This window comes from Aurantibacter sp. UH7, assembly GCF_056839165.1.
On record NZ_CM166388.1, the window covers coordinates 1,601,441 to 1,625,716 of the forward strand.

Sequence of the window (24,276 nt, forward strand, 5' to 3'; positions counted from 1 at the left end):
AACACCAACGCATTTATAATACTGTTCAAATAAAGATTTGAAAAAAGGGGCTCTAAAGAGCCTTTTTTGTGGGGACCTACAATATAAGAAGAATCGACGTTTATCGAAAAAAAAAATGTTTTTTTCGACGAAAGCCATAACATTTCTAAATCATGTCAGATAATTCCTTCCCGATTAAACTTCCAATAGCTATACCCATACCACCCATTTTCACTCCGCAGTGCACATTATCTGAAATCGATTTCACTATCGGTTTTTTGGTTGCTCCAACTCCCATAATACCGCTCCATCTGCGGTCTATATCAAATTTTGTATCTGGTAAAATAACTTCACAGAGTAAGTCCTCCAATTTTTGTTGAATAATTTCAGTTTCACCAAAACTAGTTGTCTTTTCCCTGTCAAAATCTAGCTTTCTACCGCCACCTAAAAGAATTCTATTGTCAATGTTTCTGAAATAATAATATCCTTCGTCTAAATGAAAAGTGCCTCTTATCTTTAAATCATCAATGGGCTTGGTTATTAACACTTGGGCTCGTGCCGGTTCTACCTCTTCCTTAATTAATTGCGATGCAAATCCATTTGTTGCGATAAAAAGTTTTCTAGTAATAAATTCAAATTTGTCTGTTATTAATCGAACATGGTTGCCATTATCTATAAAATCTAAAACCGAAATACTATTTAATATTAACACCCCACTTTGCTGTACTTTACGTAGTAATCCCATCATCATTTTACCAGTATCTATTTGAGATTCAAATACATTCGTTATATACTGGTTATATATTCCTTTAAACTTGAATTTGTTCGGTTGCAATTCGAAGGCATCTATTTTAAAAACTGGTTTTAAAAGTTGATTAACAAAGTTCAAATTACTACTACATTCAGCATATAATTCTTTTTGATTGTCCAAAAACAATTCATGCCCGCCTAAATTCTTAAAGTCAATAGTTTCATCTCCTAAATTTTCTCGTAATAATTGAATCCCCTTCCAACGTTTTAAAACCAATTGAAAAACTTCTTCCGCTGATGTATTCTTAATATCTGATAAAACTTCAGAGAGGCTTCCAAAACATGCAAAACCAGCATTTTTGGTACTAGCTCCTTGTGGCAGAATACCCTTTTCTAGCACTAATATTTTTGCTTTGGGAAATCGCTTCTTAAGGAATAGAGCACAATTTAAACCCACAATACCACAGCCCACTATTGTATAATCAATATTAGACAACCAAGATTTGTATTCCCAGTAACTTAAGTTCATAGTACTAAAATACAATTATAAGGCAGTAATTAAAGTACTTCAAAAACCGATTACTATAAATTATGAGCAAAAAAAACTCCGATTAAAGTAAATCGGAGTTTTTGACTATTCTTCTGGTTCTGGATCCATTACAAAACTTTCCATGAAGGCAGTAGTGTAATTTCCTGCTAAATAATCAGGGTGATCCATTAATTGTCGATGAAAAGGAATCGTAGTTTTTACTCCTTCAATAACAAATTCATCTAAAGCTCTTTTCATTTTATTTATTGCTTCTTCACGAGTTTGAGCAGTAGTTATAAGTTTAGCAATCATTGAATCATAATACGGTGGAATAATATAGCCACTATATACATGCGTGTCCATACGAACACCATGTCCTCCTGGAATATGTAAAGTAGTAATTCTTCCCGGCGATGGTCTAAAATTATTATAAGGGTCTTCCGCATTAATTCTACATTCAATCGAATGTAGCTTTGGAATATAATTTTTTCCTGAAATTGGAACGCCACCTGCAACAAGTATTTGTTCTCTAATTAAATCATAATCAATTACCTGCTCAGTAATTGGGTGCTCCACCTGAATACGTGTATTCATTTCCATAAAATAGAAATTGCGGTGTTTATCAACCAAAAACTCAACCGTACCTGCGCCCTCATACTTTATAAATTCTGCAGCTTTAACTGCAGCTTTACCCATTGCATCACGCAACTTATCCGTCATAAAAGGTGAAGGAGTTTCTTCAGTCAGTTTCTGGTGTCTACGTTGTACTGAACAATCACGTTCTGACAAGTGGCAGGCCTTACCGTATTGATCACCTACTACTTGAATCTCGATATGACGAGGTTCTTCAATTAATTTCTCCATGTACATACCACCATTACCAAAAGCAGCTGTAGCTTCTTGTACGGCACTATCGAAAAGGTCTTCCATTTCCTCTTCTTTCCAAACGGCACGCATACCCTTACCACCGCCACCGGCGGTAGCTTTTATCATTACAGGGTAACCCATTTTCTTAGCTATTTTCATAGCATCCTTAACATCTTTTAAAAGACCATCAGAACCTGGTACACAAGGTACACCGGCTTTTTTCATGGTTTCTTTTGCTGAAGCTTTATCTCCCATTCGGTCGATATGCTCACCAGATGCACCAATAAATTTTATTTCGTGCTCAGCACAAATTTTAGAGAATTTAGAATTTTCAGATAAAAATCCATATCCAGGGTGAATTGCATCTGCATTCGTAATCTCTGCAGCAGCTATGATATTTGGAATCTTTAAATACGATTCACTACTGGCAGCTGGCCCAATACATACAGCTTCATCTGCAAAACGAACATGCAAACTCTCTTCATCTGCTTTAGAATATACAGCTACGGTTTTAATCCCCATTTCCTTACAGGTTCTTATAACACGCAGTGCAATCTCTCCTCTATTTGCTATTAATATTTTTTTGAACATCTTCAAAAGTTTTAAATTTTAAGTAATAAGCCTTCAACAAAGTGCTAATGCCTCTAACAATAGATAGCATTTAACATTCAACACTTAAAATTTATTTAAGATGGGTCAACCAAAAACAAAGGCTGATCAAATTCCACTGGTGAAGAATCTTCAACTAAAATCTTCACTATTTTTCCTGAAATTTCAGATTCAATATCATTGAACAATTTCATAGCTTCTATAACACAAAGCACGTCACCCTGTCCGATAGTATCACCTACTTCAACAAAAGTTGGTTTGTCTGGAGCAGGTTTTCTATAGAACGTACCTATAATAGGGGACTTAATTGTTACATATTTAGAATCTTCTGCAACTGCTTCTGCTACTGGAGCAGCACTCTGCTGAGTTTCAACTTGTACAGGTGCACCAACCACATGTTGTGCCGGCATTGGTATTTGTTGAACTACAGTTGTTTCACCTCTAGACATTCCTTCACCAGTTCTAATGGTTATCTTAATGTCTTCTGTTTCTAGCTTCACTTCACTGGCACCAGATTTGGCGACAAATTTAATTAGGCTTTGAATTTCTTTAATATCCATGAATTTGAGTTTTATTAAAATTTAGTTGTAGGCCCATTTTAAAAATATAGACCCCCATGTGAACCCGCCGCCAAAAGCAGCAAAAACTAGATTGTCTCCTTTTTTAAACTTCTTTTCAAAATCAGCCAATAATAAAGGTAAAGTAGCTGATGTCGTATTTCCATAGCGCTGTATATTCATCAATACCTTGCTATCGTCTAGCCCCATTCTTTTTGCAGTCGCATCTATAATTCGCTTATTGGCTTGGTGTGGTACCAGCCAAGATACGTCTTCGTGATTTAAGTTATTGCGTACCATTATTTTTTCCGCAACATCCGCCATATTTGAAACCGCAAATTTGAAAACGGTTTTGCCCTCCTGAAAAATAAAATGTTTTCTAGCCTTAACAGATTCAATAGTTGCAGGCATAATAGACCCACCGCCTTCCATTCCTAGATAAGCTCTACCACTACCATCTGCTCTTAAATATTCATCTTGAAGTCCTAATCCTTCTGTATTAGGTTCAAAAAGCACTGCTCCGGCTCCATCGCCAAATATGATACAAGTGGTACGATCCGTATAGTCTATAATTGAAGACATTTTATCAGCCCCAATTAGTAAAACTTTTTTGTATTTACCAGAAGCTATATATCCCGAGGCATTAGACATTCCGAACAAAAAACTAGAACAAGCTGCCAACAAATCGTAGGCAAAAGCATTTGATGCTCCTATCTCCGAGGCAACAAAAGCAGCTGTTGAAGCTACCATACTATCTGGTGTTGCAGTGGCTACAATTATAAGATCAATCTCTTTTGGATCTAAATTCTTTTTATCCAGTAAATTTTGAGCAGCTTTAATAGCTAAAAATGAAGTTCCTTCACCTTCTTCGGGCTTCAAAATTCTTCTTTCTTTAATTCCTGTTCTACTAGTTATCCATTCATCATTAGTCTCAACAATGTCCTCCAACATTTTATTGGTCATGATAAATTTGGGAACATAAGATCCTACAGCGGTAATCGCTGCTGTGAGTTTGTTCATACTATAAATGCTTTTGTATCAAAAACGACTAGAAATTGGTGAAAAATACTCAATTTTTGTCATTTTTAGATTAAAATCAACAGTTTTTAAAAAAATAGATAGCTAAGGCAAATGCTTAAAATATAAAAAACAAGAACCCTACTCATTTATAAATGAATAGGGTTCACTATTTTCTTATTTTATTTCGAAAAATAAAACATAATAAGATTAAGCCTCTGCTACTTCTGTCTTGTCTATTAAAACTTGGCCTTTATAGTATAATTTACCTTCATGCCAATGAGCTCTATGAAACAAATGTATCTCACCAGTAGTAGAATCTTTGGCTAGTGTAGGTGCTACAGCCTTATAATGTGTTCTTCTTTTATCCCTACGGGTTTTCGATATTTTTCTCTTAGGATGTGCCATTGTCGACTATTTGTCAGTTAATAAATTCTTTAATTTATCCCATCTGGGATCATTTACTTCTTTATTCTCTCTTGATTCTTTTGGTTGTAATTCTTCTAGCTTGTCTAACACTTCAGATTTTAAAGTGCCATCCGCAATACCGGGATGTACTCTTTTCTGAGGCACAGCCAAAACTAACATTTCATAAACGTATTGCGCAATATTTACCTGATGGGAGCCATGAGGAATAATTAATATCTCGTCGTCGTCATCATTAAAAGTTTCACCAAATTTAACCACAAGATTCATTTGAGAATCTATTTCTTGATTATAAGGTTCACTTGTAATATCACAATTAACGTTTACCGAGCCATGACCATCAAACTCTAGCTCTAACATTGTAGAGGTTTTGTTTAACAGTAGATGCAACTTAATATCAGCAGCATTGAACTCATCGTATCCAAAAGATTCAAAGAACGTATTATCAATTTCAAATTCAAAATCGTGCTTTCCTTGCTTCAATCCCGAGAAAGGAACATTAAACTCCTTTTGCTTCATCATGACCACACAAAATTTAAAATTCACCTTACGAAAGATAATATGCTTCCATTCAGGCGGGTGCAAAGATACTATATTTTTACAAATTGCCAACCAAAGGACTGCTAAATAAATAGAAAACTAAGGTTATCGCCTTATTTTTTGTTTTTGCAATTGATTCTCGGTAAGCTCCTGATACTCTTTTCTGTTTTTAAATATGCTAATCGCGGTAAAAACAGCCTCTTTAAAAGAACTAAAATCTGCTTCACCTTTACCTGCAATTTCGTAGGCTGTACCGTGGTCTGGCGATGTTCTTACTTTGGATAAACCTGCAGTAAAGTTAACACCTTGACCAAAAGAAAGCGTTTTAAATGGAATTAATCCTTGATCATGATAAGCAGCAAGAATTGCATCGTATTTAGTATAATTATCAGTTCCAAAAAAACTATCGGCTGCAAATGGACCATAAACTAAATGCCCAGCATCTGACATTTCTTTAATTACTGGAATAAGAACCTCATCATCTTCTTTACCAATTACACCATTATCACCATTATGTGGATTAATCCCTAACAATGCAATTTTTGGTCTACGAATACCAAAGTCCATCTGTAAAGACTTTTCAATAGTTCTAACTTTTGTGCGAATTAAAATCGGATTAATTGCTGCAGGAGCATCTTTTACAGCTACATGATCTGTTAAAAGACCAATTTTTAACTCATCGGTAACCATAAACATTAAACTATCACCTTCTAATTCTTGTGCTAAATAATCAGTGTGACCAGGGAAATTAAACTCTTCAGTTTGTATATTATTCTTATTAATTGGTGCAGTAACAAGCACATCAATTTCATCATCTTTAAGTGCAGCAACAGCAGCTTTTAGTGATAATATTGCGTATTTACCAGCGTTCTCTGTCGATTTTCCAAATTCAATTTTGGGTACTTCTTTCCAAACATTTACGACATTAACTTTTCCATCTAGCGCTTTTGAAGCTTCATGTATGCCGTTAAAATTGATTTCAATGCCAAGCTTATTCTTTTGAAAAGAAACAGTTTTATTTGAGGCAAAAATTACAGGCGTACAAAAATCGAGCATTCGCGAATCTTCAAAAGTTTTTAAAATAACTTCACAACCTATTCCATTTAGGTCACCTACGCTAATACCTAACTTTATGTTTTTGCCTTCGTGCATTATAATAACTAAATTTACCCCACAAAACTACTTAATTTAAACGACACGTGTTTACTGGAATTATTGAAACTTTAGGGGAAGTAAAAGAACTTAAAAATGAAGGTGGAAATCTACATATTACTGTTGGATCGGTTCTTGCTCAAGATTTAAAAATTGACCAAAGTGTTGCTCACAATGGTGTTTGTTTAACCGTGGTCTCTTTAGATGATAGCAGTTATACTGTAACCGCTATCGAAGAAACATTAGAGAAAACTAATTTAAATCATCTAAAAATTGGCAAAAAAGTAAATTTAGAACGTGCTATGGTTTTAGGTTCACGATTAGATGGTCATATTGTTCAAGGGCATGTAGATCAAACAGGAACTATCACGAATATAGAAGAAAAAGATGGCAGTTGGGAGTTTACTTTGGAATACAATGCTGCCCTTAATAATGTGACAATTGAAAAAGGTTCGATTACCATAGATGGGGTGAGCCTTACTGTAGTTGATTCAGGTATTAAAACCTTTAGTGTAGCAATTATTCCCTACACTTTCGAACACACCTGTTTCAGTGCATATGAAATTGGAACAGTTGTTAATTTAGAATTTGATGTTATTGGCAAATACGTATCAAAATTGATGTTATCTAGAACATAACTAGATGTATCTATACCATTTCAGTCAATAACAAAAATTCTACATGCTAAACTTTAATAAATATTTTCTTCTGATAAAGTACATATGCTAATAAGCAGTAAAAGGACACAACGGTTAATCCGTATAATAGTGAAGATAATTCCAATGAAATAAAGTCATGCACATAAATGGTATCAAAAAGCCAACCATGGAGCGAAGTGTCTTCTGTAACTTTAATCTGACCTAAAATTTTACTAATAAAACTAGACAGAAAATAGAGTGTTATGGCATTAGCACCAGCATATCTAAAAATACTACCAAACTTATAGCCTTTTACATCAGTTAAATAATAAATTAATGCGAGAATTAAATTAGCCCAACCTGCTGTAACTAGTACAAAACTACTTGTCCATAGTGCTTTATTTATTGGAAAAACTATATCCCAAAGGTGCCCAATAATTAAAAAAGACCCTCCAATGCCCATTAATAACGTAGCTTTTTTTTCTTGTTTTGACGTTAATAAGAGTCCAGTAAAAATACCCAACAGTGAACTACAAATAGATGGTATTGTACTTAAAAAGCCTTCTGGGTCATAATCTGCTTTATAATTATGTGAGCCAAAAATTTGAACATCTAACCAATTAGCAAAATTATTCGGAGCTCGCTCTAGCGTAGATTCTATGCCATTAACAGGAATAAATACCATTATTAACCAATACCCTATTAAGAGTGTTAGACAAATCCCTATTAATGTTTTCCAATTAAAATTGATAAACAAAATTGAAGCAAAAAAGAATACTACCCCAATGCGCTGTAACACTCCAGGAAAACGAATATTTCCAAAATCTTTAATAAAAGGAAAGCTTATTAAAAAAGCTCCAAGAAAAAGTCCTAAACCAATCAACTTTAAGGAACGAATTGTAATTTTCTTATAGGTGCCAGCATTAATTTCTCTGTTCTTATAGGCAAAAGCTATCGATGTACCTACTATAAATAAAAAAAATGGAAAAACTAAATCAGTCGGTGTAATCCCATGCCATTCAGCATGCCTAAATGGTGGATATACAGCAGTCCAAGTACCAGGAGTATTAACTAAAATCATTAATACTATGGTCATCCCCCGAAAGATGTCAACCGATTGTATTCTATTACTCAAACTTGCCATAATTATAGAATATGCTCTTTCATTTTATTCCAAGTAAATACCAATAACGCTCCAGAAACTAGGGCAACTGCAGTTAAAATTAGTGCATCAGTAGTTCGCCCGTAAATCCAATACCCTGTAGCAAACATCATAGAATAAACCAGCACAACACCTAACAACATTGCTGTTATCCCTGATGGCACACTCCATTTTTCACCTTCATCAATTTCCACATTATCTACTTTGGCATCATCAACCACTTTTTGCCATCCTGGACCACCTGGTTGTATTTTTTTATAAAATGAACGAAGTACTTCATCTGATTCTGGTTTAGTTGTATAAGTAGCAATTAACCAAACTGTGGTGGTAACTATCATAACAAAAGGAATCTCGCCCCAATCTGGAAAAATACCAGTATCTGTAGCAAACAAAAAAGCCCCAAATGATGTAGCTTTTAATAATATGGATAAAATACCCGAAGCAAACATCGCAGAAATTTCAGTCCATGCGTTAATCCGCCACCAAAACCAACGTAGAATAAATATTAATCCAGTACCCGCTCCAAAAAGCAATAATAATTCAAAAATTTGTTGCGCATTTTGCATAGCTAATGCTAAAAAAGCACTCAACACCATTAAAACAACTGTAGAAATTCTTCCTACTGCAACTAATTGTTTTTCTGTTGCATCAGGATTTACTTGTTGTTTATAGAAATCAAAAACGATATATGATGACCCCCAGTTCAATTGTGTAGAAATCGTACTCATGTAAGCAGCAACAAGTGAAGCTAAAACCAAACCTAATAACCCACTTGGCAACTTAGTTAACATCGCAGAATAAGCCAAATCATGGCCTAATTTATCTGCAGGTACATTTGGAAATGCTTCCGATATACTAGCAATATCAGGATAAACTACCAGTGAAGCTAGTGCCACCAAAATCCATGGCCAAGGACGTAAAGCATAATGCATGATGTTGAAAAAGAATGTAGCACCTATAGCATGATTTTCATTTTTGGCCGCTAACATTCGCTGAGCAATATAGCCGCCGCCACCAGGCTCGCCACCGGGGTACCAAGAACTCCACCATTGTACCGCCAACGGAATTATCAATAGGGTAATTACCATCTTAGTGTCACTAAAATCAGGCAGAATATTCATTTTAGAGGCAACTAAATCATTTGCTAACATTGCTTGAACACCTCCAACTTCTGGAATATTCACTAAATAATATGCTGCGCCAATTGCGCCAGCCATTGCAACAAAAAACAACAAAAAATCTGTATACACTACACCTTTAAAGCCTCCTAAAGCACTAAACACTACGGTGATTAGACCTGCACCAATAACAGTTTGCCAATCTTCAAGACCCAACATTATACCACCAATTTTTATAGCGGCAAGTGTCACGGCAGACATAGTGATGACGTTAAAAACAACGCCTAAATAAATTGCTCTAAATTTTCTTAAAAAACTAGCTGGCTTTCCACCATAACGTAGTTCATAAAACTCCAGATCAGTTTTCACATTAGATTTACGCCAAAGTTTTGCGTAAACAAAAACAGTAAGCATTCCCGTTAATAAAAAACACCACCAACCCCAGTTTCCCGAAACACCCTTATCTCGAACAAAGTCTGTTACTAAATTCGGGGTATCAGTTGAAAAAGTGGTTGCCACCATAGACAAACCTAATAACCACCATGGCATTGTTCTTCCTGATAGAAAAAATTCATTTGAATCTTTACCTGATTTTTTCGAAACATAAATTCCTATTCCTAGGACAAGAGAAAAGAATACTATAATAAAACTGTAATCGAGCGTACTTAATTCCATAAAAGCGGGTTTTGGCTATTCGCTAAAGATATTACTTTTTAGCATATTTTTGAAGCTTGTTAACCAAACCACAACTAGTGTATTCATTAATAACAAGTGAAGTTTCCACAACAGCTTGGGTACTAGCCTTTACTGCCGCCATGGTAGTAGGAATATCTAAATCAGGAATCAAAGGAATTGCAATAATAACAGTCACTTTAATGGCTTTAGCCTTTGGTGCAAAGGAGTCAACAGGCATTATTGTACCGCTGCTTATCGTCGGTGATATATTCGCAGTCATTTATTACAACAGACATACCCAGTGGAAATATATTATTCGATTTCTTCCATGGATGATGCTTGGTGTACTTATTGGTGTCTTTATCGGTAAAGATTTAGACGAAACCACCTTTAAAATTGGCATGGCTATTATTATTTTAGGCAGTGTGATTATGATGTACTGGTGGGATACAAAAAAATCTAAGAAAGTACCAACTCACTGGGCATTTGCAGGTTTTATGGGAATTATGGCTGGCATAACAACTATGATTGGAAATTTAGCTGGTGCCTTTGCAAATATCTTTTTCCTAGCCATGCGTTTGCCTAAAAACGAATTTATAGGTACCGCTGCTTGGTTATTCTTTATCATCAATATTTTCAAACTACCCTTTCATATTTGGGCCTGGGGTACAATTACTAAGGAAAGTTTTTTACTCGATTTAAAACTTATCCCAGCAATTTTTATTGGACTATTTATTGGCATACAATTGGTTAAAATCATCAAAGAAAACTTTTACCGAAAAATGATTCTTATTCTAACTGCCATAGGTGCCTTATTAATATTTTTTAGATAATGTGCATCCAAAAATAATGACTAGATTTAAGCTAATAGAATGCCAACATTAGCTATTATGAAAATCAAAATCGTTTATTTAACATCCATTATTGTAGGCTTACTTGTAATTGTATCATGCAAACAAAAAGAAAATAATCTACCTGCCGATGAAGATTCCATCTTATCTGAAATAGAAAACGAGTTAAAAAATTTAACTAATGTCTGGTATCCAAAAACTATTGACACAATAAATGGTGGTTTTTGGTCTGATTACAATTACAAATGGGATAAAGAAGGAGCTCAAAACAAGATGATTGTTAGTCAGGCACGTCATGTCTGGACCACTTCAGTCCTAGCTCAATTCTATAAAGACAACAATTATGAGGAAATTGCAAAACATGGATACCATTTTTTACGGGACAAAATGTGGGACTCAGTTAATGGTGGTTTTCACACATTGGTAGGTTTTGAAAATGATGCGTTAAAAATACTTTCTAAAAACAAAAGCACTTACGGCAATGCATTTGCCATTTATGGCTTGGCTACTTATTACAAAGTGTCTAACGATACAGAAGCCCTCGAATTAGCAAAAAAAACATTTGCATGGATAGAAGAACATGCCCATGATTCAATTTACAAAGGATATTTTGATGTTTTGCAGCAAGATGGCTCATGGATGCTAGACATTTCAGAAAATAAGGATTATGACAATTTTAATAGAAAAGATTGGAAAGACCAAAACTCATCAATTCACCTTTTAGAATGCCTTACAGCGCTTTACGAAGTGTGGCCAAATAAATTGGTAAAAGAACGTTTGGAAGAGCTATTAGTTTTAATTCGTGATACAATAACAACTGAAAAGGGGTACTTAACATTACATCTGCATCGTGATTGGACCCCTGTTACTTTTAAAGACTCCTCGGAAACTTATAAAAAAGAAAATTTCAGTTTAGACCACGTTTCTTTTGGCCATGATGTAGAAACGGCATTTCTTATGCTGGAAGCATCTCATATTCTAGGTAGAAAAAATGACACACTAACTGAGGTCAAGGCAAAACAAATGGTAGACCATGGCATTACAAAAGGCTGGGATAAAGAAGAAGGTGGCTTTTATGACGGCGGTTATTATTATGACGCTGATACATGTACAGTGGTAAAAAGAGATAAAGTTTGGTGGACCGAAGCCGAAGGACTCAATTCGCTATTTTTGATGTCTAAATTGTATCCAAAGAGTCCAGAATATTACAAGTTGTTTCTAAAACAATGGCAATACATTAAGAAAAACATGATTGACCATGAACACAAAGGTTGGTACGATGAAGGTTTAGACACCAATCCGGAGGCAAACAAAAAAGCAAAAGCTCAAATTTGGAAAGTAAATTACCATAATATAAGGTCGCTTATTAATGTTATTCAAATGCTAAAAGGTGAATTTGTGCTAACACAGGAAACTCATTAAAATAAAATTTCTAAAATGCTTAACATTTCAGATTTTTAACTACAAACATAGATCCCTTATATTTATGTAGAATTGTAGAACATCTGTAAAATTATATACTCCGTATATAATCACAGGTTGTTTACAATACTAAACCCAAGTTTGAAGCGTTCGCTATTTATGAGATTTTTGTTAGGAATAGTTGGAATTTTTTGTCTGGTAACTTCTTGCCAATCAGTTAATTTATTTAACAAGGAAGCTAAGAAAGAAACAGGCAAAATAAAGGTGGTATCAAAAGCCAAGGCTTATGATCAACTTATACCTAGTGACGCAATTTCTACCGATGGGCTTTTTGATGTTCATAAGATAAAGCAGAAGTACTATTTTGAAATCCCAGAAGATTTATTAAATCGTGAAATTTTAGTCGTAACACGTTTTATAAAAACACCTTCAGGCGCAGCAAGTTATGGTGGTGAGAAAATAGGTGAAAATACTATTGTTTTTGAAAAGGGCCCTAACAACAATATCTTCCTTCGTATTTCTACATTGGTCAGTTCTGCAGACGAAGACGATGCTATTTCTAAAGCTGTTAACAATTCGAATATTACACCAATTTTAGAATCGTTCGAAATTAAAGCGGACAATGAAAAGAAAAAATCTTTTGTTATTGATGTTACAAAATTCATCAATAGTGAAAATCCATTATTAGCTTTAAGCAGTGCCCAAAAAGATTCTTATAAACTATCTTCTTTGGAAAGTGATAAATCTTATATAAAAGAGATTAGCACATTTCCAATGAACACAGAAATACGTACGGTAAAAACATACAAAGCGAAATCTGTAATTAAAAAAAGAAGAAAAGAATTACCTGCGGCCATTTTAGCTGGGGTTGTTACGCTTGAAATAAACAACTCATTTGTTTTATTGCCTAAAGAACCAATGCGCAAACGCTATTACGATACTCGTGTAGGCTATTTTGCTAGTTCTTATTTAGAATATGGCGATGACCAACAGAAAGTAGACCGTAACACGTACATACATCGTTGGCGATTAGAACCAAAAGCAGAGGACATTGAAAAATGGAAAAACGGTGAGCTTGTTGAACCAAAAAAACCAATTGTCTATTATATTGACCCCGCAACTCCTAAAAAATGGAGACCATACTTAATAAAAGGGATAAACGATTGGCAGGTTGCCTTTGAACAAGCAGGTTTCAAAAATGCAATTGTTGGTAAAGAATGGCCAGAGAACGACCCAGACATGAGTCTAGAAGATGCCCGATTCTCGGTTTTACGTTATTTCGCTTCACCTTCTAAAAATGCCTATGGCCCAAATATTGTTGACCCAAGAAGTGGTGAAATTTTAGAAAGTCACATTGGTTGGTATCATAATTTAATGAGCCTTTTACACAGTTGGTATATGATTCAAGCTGGCGCCGTAGATGAACGTGCACAGCATATGGAATTTGATCCCGAATTAATGGGCGATCTTATTCGCTTCGTTTGTGCACATGAAGTTGGACATACTTTAGGGTTACGACATAATATGGGCGCAAGTTTTGCAACACCAGTTGAAAAGCTACGTGATGCGGAATGGTTAGAAAAAAATGGGCACACCAGCTCAATTATGGATTATGCCCGTTTTAATTATGTAGCACAACCCGAAGATAATATTCCTGTTAAAGATTTAATGCCAAGAATAGGTGACTACGACAAATGGGCTATTCAATGGGGGTATTCTAGATTACCTGAAGATTTAGCGCTTTCGGATGAGAAAGAACTAATGAGCCAAATGGTAACAGATAGTATTGCAGCAAACAAAAGATTGTGGTTTGGTGGCGAAGGCAGAGATTTTGATCCTCGCTCACAAACAGAAGATTTAGGTGACGATGCTATGATTGCTAGTAATTACGGAATTTTAAATCTTCAGCGAATTGCTCCCTGTGTTCGGGAATGGGTTAAAGAACGCAATAGTGACGATTATTCAAATCTAGATGACATCTACAAAGCCTTAGTTAACCAATACAGTGATTATATCTTTCATGTAACCAAAAATATTGGCGGTATTTATGTAACACCAAAAACAATGAGTGAAGAAGGTGAGATCTATCGTTTGGTACCAAAGCAAACACAAAAACAAGCATTAGCCTTTTTAAACAACCACATTTTCAAAGAACCAAAATGGCTGCTAAGAAATGACATTTTAAATGCAATACAGTCACCACAATCAAAAGAGTCTGTAACTAAGACTATGGAAAGTGTTATGATGAACCTTCTTGGTGGTAGCAGATTAAGTAGAATGACATTTATTGCTGAGCGTTATGAGAATGAAAATCCGTATCGCCCTGAAGAATATATAGATGATTTAACAAAACTTGTTTGGGGTGAAATGAATGTTTTCTACCAAACTAATTCATATAAAAGAAAATTACAAAAAGCCTATGTTGCTAATATGATTAACCTTTACAAACCTGAAGAAGCAGATGGTATGGTTGAAGGAATTTTAGCAAAACTATCTGAAGGCTATACTTCGAATACCGACGTACGATCACTGGCGCTAAATAATCTATTATCACTTCAAAGCAATATTAAAAGAACACTTCCGGTAATGACTGACCGCTTAACTATTGCACATTTACAATATCTAAAACGTGAAATTGAAGATGTAGTGGGCGATACAGATGATGCTAGGCCTTTATTTGTTCCGCTTATTCGCGATAATACTATTCAAGGTGATGTAGAAGATAGCAACGAATAAAATTCTTCTAATTTTACTTTACACTACTGATTCTTTCTTCCGGATAAACTCCAATTAAATGTGTTCTGATATAAAATGATGTTTCAAGACTATCTTTTTCAGATAATTGAACCGTCATAGAACTTGATGCACTTAAAGGCATATGACAAGCGATACAATTATTATTCATTTTACTTATCTCAGTTTCCTTTGCACTACAATTAACAATAGTTGTGTTATGACAAGAAACACACTTGAGATTAAAATTATCTGATTTACCGCGCTCATTTTTATGTGAATTATGACAGGTATTACAATCTAGATGGTCAGTCTTTTTAAAACATTCACTTTCAATTAATAATCCATATTGATTACCATGTACATCTAAAATTTCATCTTTAGAAACTTGATTGGCATTTCGAGAATAATCGGCCAAATTTTCTCCTGTAACAAAAGAAAACGAATTTCCTTTGAGGGTCAATTCACGCTTACCTGAATGACATTGGGCACAAACATCTAATCGTTGTTGTCTCGAAAGTGAGTCAATCTTTATCATGAACATTGCTTCTTTCTGCTCAGGGTTATTCACATGAAATTTAACATGTTTTGCTGCTGGCCTGTGGCATCTTTCACAATCAACTCCATAGATCATTTGATTTCTATAATAATGATTTCTATTTCCATCCAACTCAATATTTTTCACAAATGTCGTGTGGCATTTTAAACAAGCATCGCGCAAAGGTCTCGGGTCATCATAATAATTTGGAAATCCTGGACTAAGCACCCAACTATCTGCAGGAGTGTAGTATGAAGTCTGTAATTGAAAAAGCGCACTATCTTGCCAAGTACCATAAGATTGACCTCTTACTCCAGAACCAATAACTACATCAAATTTTTTAGGAGCAATCTCAGTAAGCCTATTTTTAATCTTAATGCTTTGGTAAAGCAAGCTATCCTTAGCCTCCATTGTGAACAAAACTTGTTCTACATCTAAGGTATTTGAATGATCTAAAAAGTTGCCTTTAATATTCTCAATACTCGCCTTTGCAGAGGTGTTAAAATGAGCTGTTTCTATATGTGAATTGTAAATATCCTCATGACATTGAATACAAGTTTCCGAGCCCACAAATTGTTCGCCATTTGAATGAGTAGCAAGTACAACAGGAGAATAAAATTCACTTTTATCATTTTTACAATAGATGATTATAGTTGTAACCAAAATTGCAATCATTACTACTGCTATTTTTTTAAAAGCTTTATTAATCAACATTAAAACATCAAACATATTAGAATTAAGAAGTTGCGGCAGTTTTTAATACATGAGTAGTCGACATTTATAATGGTTTTTAAAGTCAACTAGTCTTCTTCCTTATAATTTTCCATTGTAAAAAGTTCTGGCTCTCCACCTCGATTTCCACAACCAGAAGCAATGTACAAAGCACCCTTATATTCTAACAAACCAGTACCATGCCTACCTTCATTTAGAAAAGCAATATCTTCCCAGCTCTCTGTAGTTACATCAAGAGCTTCAACTTGCGAATGTGCCTTTTCTTGCGCGCTAGATTCACCACCAGCAATTACAACTTTACCCTTATAAATGATTGCTGCAGTACCTGCTCTTTCCGTAGGAATATTGTTTGGTAAAGTTACCCAAGTATTGGATGCAATATCATAAACATCAACCTCAGCTATAGTACCTGCAAATCCATCTTCAGGAAATTTACCAGTATTTCTTCCTGCAGCTAAGTATATTTTATCATCTACTTGTACAGCTTGAAAATGATCTCTTGATCTTGGAGCATCTGATAACATTTCCCATTCTCCTGTTTTTGGGTCATAGCTATCCATCCAATTCTTATGGTCTCCTATATGACCATTCTTTATTCCACAGGATATATAAATTTTTCCTTCATGCAATACGTTTCCTGTGGAACCTCTTTTTCTATCTTCAGGAATAGGATTATCTTTCGACCATGAGTCGGTTTCAGAATCATAGATGTATATAAAATCTGTAGGCTTTTCTTTTGGATATCCACCAGTTAAGGCTGCAATTATATAAATCTTATCATCGAATACCACCGGCTGAAAATGATGCAGTTCTATCGGCGGTTTTGAACCTTGTGACCACAACATAGTTTCTGGGTTAAATATACTAACTGGTCGAATTCCCCTTCCTCCAAGCAAATAAAATTTATCCTTCACTTTAACAAATGCTGCTTCATGTCGTTCAACTGGTTTAGTATCCATTTCAGGTTTTACGACACTCCATTCTGCCGTTTTAGTTTTTTTTTCTTTGTTTTCTGTTTCACTTGATTTTTTAGTTTCATTACAACCGAGAAGAACCAAAAAACATATAATTAATATATAATTTTTCATTATCTATTCTTTACAATTTTATCATTTAAAAGCATTCTAAGTTAGCAATAAAAATCACGTAGTCTTTTTTCCAATAATGACTTTGAAAATAGTAACTTTATCAATCATTCCAACCAACTAAGAATTCATAATGAAAACAACAAACATCATCAAAAAATTATTGAAACACGCCTCCATACTTCTTTTTACAGCGGTATTAATTCAGTGTAAAAGCGAGTCTAAAGAAGTAGTAAAAAAACCAGTTAACGACACTTTTTTAAAAGCCCCTGAAGGATTTTCAGTTCAAGAGATTGGAAAAAATTTAGGAAAAGTTAGACATTTAACGGTTACTGAAAACGGAGACATTTATGCTAACAGATCTGGACTAGAAGATGGCAAGAGTATTCTTCTATTAAAAGACAGTAACCAAGATGGTGTTATTGATGAACAAAAAGCTTTTTCTGAACTACCAGGAACCGGAATACTAGCTAAGGGCAGTTACTTATATGCCTCATCTAATTCAGGTGTGTACAGATATGAGTTAAATGAAAGCAATGAGATTATTGACACTGAAAATCCTGAAAAAATAGTTGACGGCCTTATTGATATGGGTCGAGACAATGCAAAACCTTTTGCAATAGACAACGATGACAATCTTTATGTAACTATTGGTTCTTGGAACGATGCCTGTAGAGATCAAGAAACAGAGAAAGGGATGATACCTTGTGTAATTTTAGATTCTGCTGGCGGCATATGGAAATTTAATGTCAACAAGCTTAATCAGACATTTTCCGATGGCACAAGATATGCAACAGGTCTTAAAAACGCAGTTGGACTAGCATGGAATTTTAAAACCAATTCGTTATTCGCTACAGATCATGGAAGAGGAGGTTTAAGTAATTATTACCCTGATTTATTTACTGCAAAACAAAATGATGAATTGCCATCTGAAACATTTTACGAGTTAAAGGAAAATGATGATGCAGGCTGGCCTTCGACTTATTATGATCATCAAAAAAACAAAAGAGTACTTGCTCCAGAATATGGCGGTGATGGCGAAAAAATAAGCGACGAAAAATTCATTGAACCTCTTGTAGGTTTTCCAGCGCATTTAGGACCAAATGATGTATTATTTTACACAGGAAATATGTTTCCTGAAAAATATAAAAATGGAGCATTCATTGCATTTCACAACCAATCTAAAGAAATTGATAAAGGATTTTTTGTAGCCTTCGTTCCTTTTAAAAATGGGAAACCTTCTGGAGAATGGGAAATTTTCTTAGATAACTTTGCAGGTATTGATGCTTCGAAACCTGATGATGTTTTAAAGCACAGACCTTGTGGATTAGCACAAGGACCAGATGGAGCACTTTATGTAGCTGATGATTTTGGTGGTAGTATATTTAAAATTACTTTTTAAATATACTAGTTATAGATATAAATAAGATTTCTACTATTTACAGTTTCGGAGATTAGTAGAAATCTTATTATTTAATGATGTAAATTTCTAGAACGCAACATTTGTAGCAACAATTCTGGCTCATCGGTTTGTATCATATTTGCACCGTATTTTAGAACCTCATCAAGCACTTTCTCCCCCTTACCAATGCGAATTAGTGAATCTGAATCACCCAACGTATTTATCCAGATTCTAGCATTGTTTTTTTTAAGCATATCGGTTAACTCTTGTGTATAGAATTTTGAATCTATATGAACTACCGGTGGTGCATATCTCGTAATTGCCGAATCTGCCATATGGTAATTATAGGCTCTTGGCATTAATTTAGCTGATTTATCAAGTTCTAGTATTCTGTCCAATTGTTCATAATCGTTATCAAAGTAAAACGCTTCACTACTTGTTCCTGTTTTTCTTAGTGCAGCCAAAATACCTTCAACATTATCCGTTTTCATATCAATATCCACCATTATTTTCCCTTTGGCAACCTTTAAAAACTCTTCAAAAGTTGGTATAGTTTCTTTGCTTATTTTTTTTCCATCAGGTGTTTTAAGCTTATATGTTCTAATCTCTGCAAAAGTTAACTCTTCAACCTTGCCCTTCCCAGTAGTAGTTCTATCGATACTAGAATCATGCATTAAAATAAGAAAGCCATCTTTAGTTGTTTTTACATCAGCCTCAATAACATCAACACCAATATTTATAGCATGTTTTGTTGAGGCAATAGAGTTTTCAAAATTACCATTGTGCGCTCCTCTATGGGCAGCCACAAGAACAGTATTTGAACTAGGAGCATGAAACAAACGTAAAACTTCAGGTAAATCCGTTTTATTTTTTACGCTTGCACAGGACATAAAAATGATCCCAACAAAAAGAATTAAGTACTTAAAATTTCTCATTATTTATATAATTTTCACTTAAAAAAAATCTAAATTCTTTATTGTTTAGGCTCACTAATTAAATCAGCATAGCGGCCCGCCCAATAAGGCAACAAATAAATATAAGGTGCGTATTCTTGTTTCGCATTTCCCCCGTTATTTCGATAAGCTCCATTATGTTTATGCAAAACACGCTCATCCTGAGGCAATACTTCTGAATAGGTTTGACTTCTAAAGTTGGGTTCAATTTCAACTAAATCTTTACGATGACTATTATCTATTTTCCAATCTATCATATCCAACGGATATTCACGAAGGTTCCACGCAGATTCTTCAACATCAACTTCCGTTGCGCCTGTTAATGCAAACAAGTAGTTCCATAACGGGTTTTTTTCCGAACGCTCAATTTCCCAGTGGCTTTTTACAGTTTCGAAATGCTTTGCTCGTTGTTCTTCTGAAAATGAATAATTAACAAAACCTGGGATAGTTAAAAAGTACATTTCATCATCAGAGTGATTCCATTTATCACTTAAATACTCACCCTCTTCAAAACCGATTGTAGTTGCTGGTCTATTTGCATTTTCATCATAACCATATCTTTTAATTAATTTTAAAGCCGCCTTTTTATATTTTTCGTCTTTTGTAAAATGATAGGTAGTTTGTAAAAAAGAAAGAATAAGCGTGGAATTCAATCTTCTATCACCCACATTTATAGGAAAGCTATTTACGTATTTTGGATTCCATTTTCCCCAAGCGGTTGGCTTCCCATTCCAATCAACCAAATACCAATTATTATCCATAATATGATCCATCTGAATTTTAATTTGATGTATGGCGCGATCTTTCCATTCTTGATCCGGCGCTAACTCAGCGAAAAGCGCATGAACATAGAAATGTCCACAAGTTTCATCACTACTAGTTGTAGATTTCCAACGCCATTTTTTATCTGCAGCTAATTGCCAAATTCTTCCATTTTCAGCTACATGTTTTTCATACCATTCTTCGGAAAATCCGTTGGCATGCAAACCTACTTCATAACCATCACGTTCAAATGATCTTGCAGGGAAACCACTCATAGGCGGAAGTGCAGTTAATCTTTCCATTGCTTCAAAAGCTTCATACGCATTTTGTTTTGCATCTTCATCTTTTGTTACAGCATAGCGATACAACTCCCCAGCTAAATACATTGATGTCCATAAGCCATCATTATCTGTATCATGATAATAACCACTAGTTAAATCACCAGGAACTTTCAATTCAAGATTCGCCGTAAAACCGTAACGAACATGTCTTAGTCTTTGTATTTTCTGATAATACGCGGCTTTATCGGCAAGAGTCATCGGCACAAATTTAATTTGTGACATACCAGTTTTTGTAGCTATCAAAACGCTATTCTCTGGACCTTCAGCAATATCAATAACTTCATCATCAACCAACCAACGCTTAGATGCATAATAATCATACTTACCATCTTCACGTAATTTAAAAGCGCCTTTTGTAGAACCAAACCAAAGTGCGTCATTTATACTTTTAACTGCTGTAATCTCTGTCCATGGTAATTTTTCATTAATATCACCAGCTATTGCGGTATCACCCGTCAACGTAATAACCCCATTTTCTGTACCTACTATAAAATCATTTTTAAAAAGCGCAACCGCAGTAAGATTTGACCCAGTATATATCTTTTTCAATTCGGGTTTTACAAGAGAAACAACATAAATAGCTCCCTTATCTAAAATTAAAAACCTGTTTTCATTTTCGTCGTATGCTATTGATATAAGATTCAATCCATTTTGTTCGGTTTCCCAAATGGTTTTTCCTTCTTTATTAATTAATTTTAATGTATTCGCTGATGATACCAATGTTGTAAAATCAGGGCCCATCGCAAAATGCGTTGGTGCTGTTAAACCATGCTCCACTTCAAAAGTACCACCCCAAGCATTACTTAAAATTAAAGTATCTGTTAAGTAAACAAACTGATTTTTATAGCTATCAAAAGCTATAATATTCATATCTGTTAGTGGTCTGTATTGTAAATCTGTGGATAACTCATTTTCAAACGCATTTAACAATCCATCTGCAGAAAGCACCTTTATTGCCAAATTACGATCACTTCGCACTTGTAACAAGTTTGCGTTCTTATTCGCATCGTTCAATTCAAATTTTTCAGCATAATCTTGAAGAAATGGCACATCAACGTACTCCTGTGCATTTGTATTTATAGACAATATTAAACACGCAATAACAATTAATTTTCTCATAATAGATAGGATTATATCAGTGGATAAAATTACCTATATACTAAAGGGCTTACTTCATCATTATTGATTAAAATACATTAAATATTGACTTAAATAATGCTGCCAAAATTAATACAAACACTAAAATATTAATATATATTCTGTAAAAACATTGACTACCACTCGAAAATACGGTCAATACTAAAGAAAAAATTGAAAATTTATGTTTTTGAACTTTTAGTATAATTACATTGAATTAGGTTAATTTTCCATATAAATAAATCAAATATCATGTGGTAAAATACCATTATCATTAGTACATTTATTATAATCCGAAACCAGATTTGATTATAGAACTATGAATTGGAACAAACCACTTTTTTTAATTACTTTATTTCTTATTCTAGCCTATGATGTGCAAGATGTTTCAAACAACTATACTTCAACTATATCACCTAAATTTGAACGACTCGCCTACAATAACCCAGGCCTTACAGTAGATTTAGGTGTAGGTTTGTGGGCATCACCGCTTCCTATTGATTATGATGATGATGGGGATTTAGACCTGTTAGTTTCTTGTAACGACGTTCCTTTTAATGGCATCTTCTTTTTTGAAAATAAAAGTGGTGAAGCATTTCCTGTTTTTGAACCACCGGTTAAAGTGAGTAAACCAATTAAACACATACAAGTTTCTTATGTTGATGGTGAACCCCGATTTTTAAAACCAGGCAAAGAGCTTTTAGATTTTAAATCTTCATTTAATACTAAAGGAGCATCTCTCTTTCCAGGTGATACTTTTTCAGAACTACATAACAACATTCGGTTTAATCAATGGAAATACGTCGATTACGAAAATGATGGTGATTTAGATATTATTGTCGGCATACAAGATGGAGAAGATTACGGGTGGGACAATGCTTTTGATGAAAATGGAGTGTGGACAAATGGACCACTGCATGGTTACGTATATCTTATTGAATATGATAATGGTGAATATAAATTGAAAGATAAAATACTTGCTGGCAATGAACCCATTGATGTTTATGGCGCTCCTTCCCCAAATTTTGATGATTATGACAATGATGGTGATCTAGACATTATCTGCGGTGAGTTTCTAGACAAGTTTACATATTTTGAAAATATTGGCACACGCGAAAAACCAAAATATGCAAAAGGAAAATTTCTAGAAAACAAAACTGGAGTACTAACAATGGATTTGGAAATGATACTTCCTGTTTCATTAGATTGGGATAAAGATGGTGACATTGATTTGGTAGTAGGTGATGAAGATGGGCGTGTGGCATTTGTAGAAAATACTGGCAAAAAAAACAAAGGTATGCCTGTTTTTGAAAACCCAAAATACTTTAAACAAAAAGCAAAACATGTTAAATTTGGAGCACTTGTAACTCCGTTTAGCACTGACTGGGATGATGATGGCGATGAAGATTTAATCTGTGGAAACTCCGCCGGTTATCTTTCATTTATTGAAAATTTAGACGGCGCCGACACTCCTAAATGGGATGCTCCAAAATATTTAGAAAACGATGGTGAAGTCATAAGAATACAAGCAGGTAAAAGCGGTTCTATTCAAGGGCCTTGTGAAGCTAAATGGGGATATACTACTTTGTCTGTTGAAGATTGGAACAACGATGGGTTAAAAGACATTCTTGTAAATTCTGTTTGGGGAAAAGTTGTTTGGTATGAAAACATTGGCACAAAAGGAAACCCAAAATTGAGTAAAGAAAAACCTATAAAGGTAAAGTGGAATGAAGAAACACCAAAGCCTGAATGGTATTGGTGGGACCCTGAACCAAATACACTAGCGACACAATGGCGAACAACACCAAATGCTATTGATTGGAATAAAGACGGACTAATGGATTTAGTTATGCTAGACCAAGACGGCTACCTAAGCTATTATGAACGTTTTAAAGATGGTTCTGATTTAATGCTGAAACCGGGCAAGCGAATTTTCAACACTACAAATGGTACTTATGATCGTAAAAATAAATTCATCAATAAATCGAATGGTCCATTAAGGCTTAGTGAGAAAAAATTTGGTAGTAGTGGTCGAAGAAAACTAGCCTTTGGCGATTGGGATGCTGATGGCGACACAGACATTGTTATAAATGGAATAAATGCAGCATTTTTAGAAAACACTAAACAAACACAAGGCAGCGTTGAATTTAAATTCAACGGTGATATTTCTAATGTGAAATTAGCTGGCCATACTACTAGTCCTACTTTTGTTAATTGGGATAACAAAGGAAAACCAGACCTTCTTTTAGGTGCTGAAGACGGTTATTTTTACTACTATAAAAATGACTAAGGCCTTAAAAA

At 34.5% G+C, this 24,276-nt stretch carries 19 protein-coding genes; 6 read left to right on the forward strand and 13 right to left on the reverse strand.

The window, feature by feature from the left end:
- Window positions 1–145: 145 nt before the first annotated feature.
- The 7 genes from UH7x_RS06870 to pdxA all read right to left on the reverse strand — a co-directional run bounded on the left by UH7x_RS06870 (window position 146) and on the right by pdxA (window position 6,426).
- Entirely contained in the window at window positions 146–1,258 is a 1,113-nt protein-coding gene (locus tag UH7x_RS06870) for an NAD(P)/FAD-dependent oxidoreductase (protein WP_482362981.1), read from the reverse strand.
- 105 nt (window positions 1,259–1,363) lie between these two features.
- Window positions 1,364–2,716 (reverse strand): acetyl-CoA carboxylase biotin carboxylase subunit, encoded by a 1,353-nt coding sequence (gene accC, locus UH7x_RS06875; RefSeq protein ID WP_482362982.1) that lies wholly within the window; start codon window positions 2,714–2,716, stop codon window positions 1,364–1,366.
- A 95-nt stretch (window positions 2,717–2,811) separates the two neighbouring features.
- Window positions 2,812–3,294: an acetyl-CoA carboxylase biotin carboxyl carrier protein gene (accB, locus tag UH7x_RS06880; protein ID WP_482362983.1), complete on the reverse strand. Its 483-nt coding sequence runs from the start codon at window positions 3,292–3,294 to the stop codon at window positions 2,812–2,814.
- A 21-nt stretch (window positions 3,295–3,315) separates the two neighbouring features.
- The gene (locus tag UH7x_RS06885; RefSeq protein ID WP_482362984.1) at window positions 3,316–4,311 is read right to left on the reverse strand and encodes a beta-ketoacyl-ACP synthase III; all 996 of its coding nucleotides are present in this window, start codon (window positions 4,309–4,311) and stop codon (window positions 3,316–3,318) included.
- 207 nt (window positions 4,312–4,518) lie between these two features.
- Window positions 4,519–4,716, reverse strand: a complete 198-nt coding sequence (gene rpmF, locus UH7x_RS06890) for a 50S ribosomal protein L32 (RefSeq protein ID WP_482362985.1) — start codon at window positions 4,714–4,716, stop codon at window positions 4,519–4,521.
- Window positions 4,717–4,722: 6 nt separating this feature from the next.
- On the reverse strand, window positions 4,723–5,256 hold the full coding sequence (locus UH7x_RS06895; protein WP_482362986.1) for a YceD family protein: 534 nt from the start codon (window positions 5,254–5,256) through the stop codon (window positions 4,723–4,725).
- A gap of 123 nt (window positions 5,257–5,379) precedes the next feature.
- On the reverse strand, window positions 5,380–6,426 hold the full coding sequence (gene pdxA / locus UH7x_RS06900) for a 4-hydroxythreonine-4-phosphate dehydrogenase PdxA (protein WP_482362987.1): 1,047 nt from the start codon (window positions 6,424–6,426) through the stop codon (window positions 5,380–5,382).
- A 47-nt stretch (window positions 6,427–6,473) separates the two neighbouring features.
- Between pdxA and UH7x_RS06905 the strand changes: the two genes are divergently transcribed.
- Window positions 6,474–7,064 carry a riboflavin synthase gene (locus UH7x_RS06905; protein ID WP_482362988.1) on the forward strand — a complete coding sequence of 197 codons (591 nt, stop codon included), beginning with the start codon at window positions 6,474–6,476 and terminating at the stop codon, window positions 7,062–7,064.
- A 46-nt stretch (window positions 7,065–7,110) separates the two neighbouring features.
- On the opposite strand, the gene UH7x_RS06910 is transcribed toward UH7x_RS06905, so the two are convergent.
- Together UH7x_RS06910 and UH7x_RS06915 are read right to left on the reverse strand one after the other, a co-directional pair.
- Window positions 7,111–8,208: an acyltransferase family protein gene (locus UH7x_RS06910; protein ID WP_482362989.1), complete on the reverse strand. Its 1,098-nt coding sequence runs from the start codon at window positions 8,206–8,208 to the stop codon at window positions 7,111–7,113.
- 2 nt (window positions 8,209–8,210) lie between these two features.
- A complete protein-coding gene (locus UH7x_RS06915) occupies window positions 8,211–10,019 on the reverse strand; it encodes a sodium:solute symporter family protein (protein WP_482362990.1) in 1,809 nt (602 codons plus the stop codon).
- Between the two features lie 140 nt (window positions 10,020–10,159).
- Here UH7x_RS06915 and UH7x_RS06920 point away from each other — a divergent pair, with 140 nt between their 5' ends.
- From UH7x_RS06920 to UH7x_RS06930, 3 genes are all read left to right on the forward strand, one after another.
- Window positions 10,160–10,852 carry a sulfite exporter TauE/SafE family protein gene (locus UH7x_RS06920; RefSeq protein WP_482363588.1) on the forward strand — a complete coding sequence of 231 codons (693 nt, stop codon included), beginning with the start codon at window positions 10,160–10,162 and terminating at the stop codon, window positions 10,850–10,852.
- Window positions 10,853–10,909: 57 nt separating this feature from the next.
- Complete coding sequence (locus UH7x_RS06925) at window positions 10,910–12,292, forward strand: AGE family epimerase/isomerase (protein ID WP_482362991.1); 1,383 nt, start codon at window positions 10,910–10,912, stop codon at window positions 12,290–12,292.
- 159 nt (window positions 12,293–12,451) lie between these two features.
- Window positions 12,452–15,028: a zinc-dependent metalloprotease gene (locus UH7x_RS06930; protein WP_482362992.1), complete on the forward strand. Its 2,577-nt coding sequence runs from the start codon at window positions 12,452–12,454 to the stop codon at window positions 15,026–15,028.
- A 13-nt stretch (window positions 15,029–15,041) separates the two neighbouring features.
- Here the strand turns inward: UH7x_RS06930 and UH7x_RS06935 are convergent, their stop codons facing one another.
- Together UH7x_RS06935 and UH7x_RS06940 are read right to left on the reverse strand one after the other, a co-directional pair.
- A complete protein-coding gene (locus UH7x_RS06935) occupies window positions 15,042–16,238 on the reverse strand; it encodes a multiheme c-type cytochrome (protein WP_482362993.1) in 1,197 nt (398 codons plus the stop codon).
- A 125-nt stretch (window positions 16,239–16,363) separates the two neighbouring features.
- On the reverse strand, window positions 16,364–17,383 hold the full coding sequence (locus UH7x_RS06940; RefSeq protein WP_482362994.1) for a Kelch repeat-containing protein: 1,020 nt from the start codon (window positions 17,381–17,383) through the stop codon (window positions 16,364–16,366).
- Window positions 17,384–17,513: 130 nt separating this feature from the next.
- On the opposite strand from UH7x_RS06940, the gene UH7x_RS06945 reads away from it, so the two are divergent.
- Complete coding sequence (locus tag UH7x_RS06945; RefSeq protein ID WP_482362995.1) at window positions 17,514–18,782, forward strand: PQQ-dependent sugar dehydrogenase; 1,269 nt, start codon at window positions 17,514–17,516, stop codon at window positions 18,780–18,782.
- Between the two features lie 71 nt (window positions 18,783–18,853).
- Here the strand turns inward: UH7x_RS06945 and UH7x_RS06950 are convergent, their stop codons facing one another.
- Together UH7x_RS06950 and UH7x_RS06955 are read right to left on the reverse strand one after the other, a co-directional pair.
- Window positions 18,854–19,717 (reverse strand): glycerophosphodiester phosphodiesterase family protein, encoded by an 864-nt coding sequence (locus tag UH7x_RS06950; protein ID WP_482362996.1) that lies wholly within the window; start codon window positions 19,715–19,717, stop codon window positions 18,854–18,856.
- A gap of 38 nt (window positions 19,718–19,755) precedes the next feature.
- Window positions 19,756–21,957: a hypothetical protein gene (locus tag UH7x_RS06955; RefSeq protein WP_482362997.1), complete on the reverse strand. Its 2,202-nt coding sequence runs from the start codon at window positions 21,955–21,957 to the stop codon at window positions 19,756–19,758.
- 337 nt (window positions 21,958–22,294) lie between these two features.
- Here UH7x_RS06955 and UH7x_RS06960 point away from each other — a divergent pair, with 337 nt between their 5' ends.
- Window positions 22,295–24,265 (forward strand): hypothetical protein, encoded by a 1,971-nt coding sequence (locus UH7x_RS06960; RefSeq protein WP_482362998.1) that lies wholly within the window; start codon window positions 22,295–22,297, stop codon window positions 24,263–24,265.
- Window positions 24,266–24,276 lie beyond the last annotated feature (11 nt).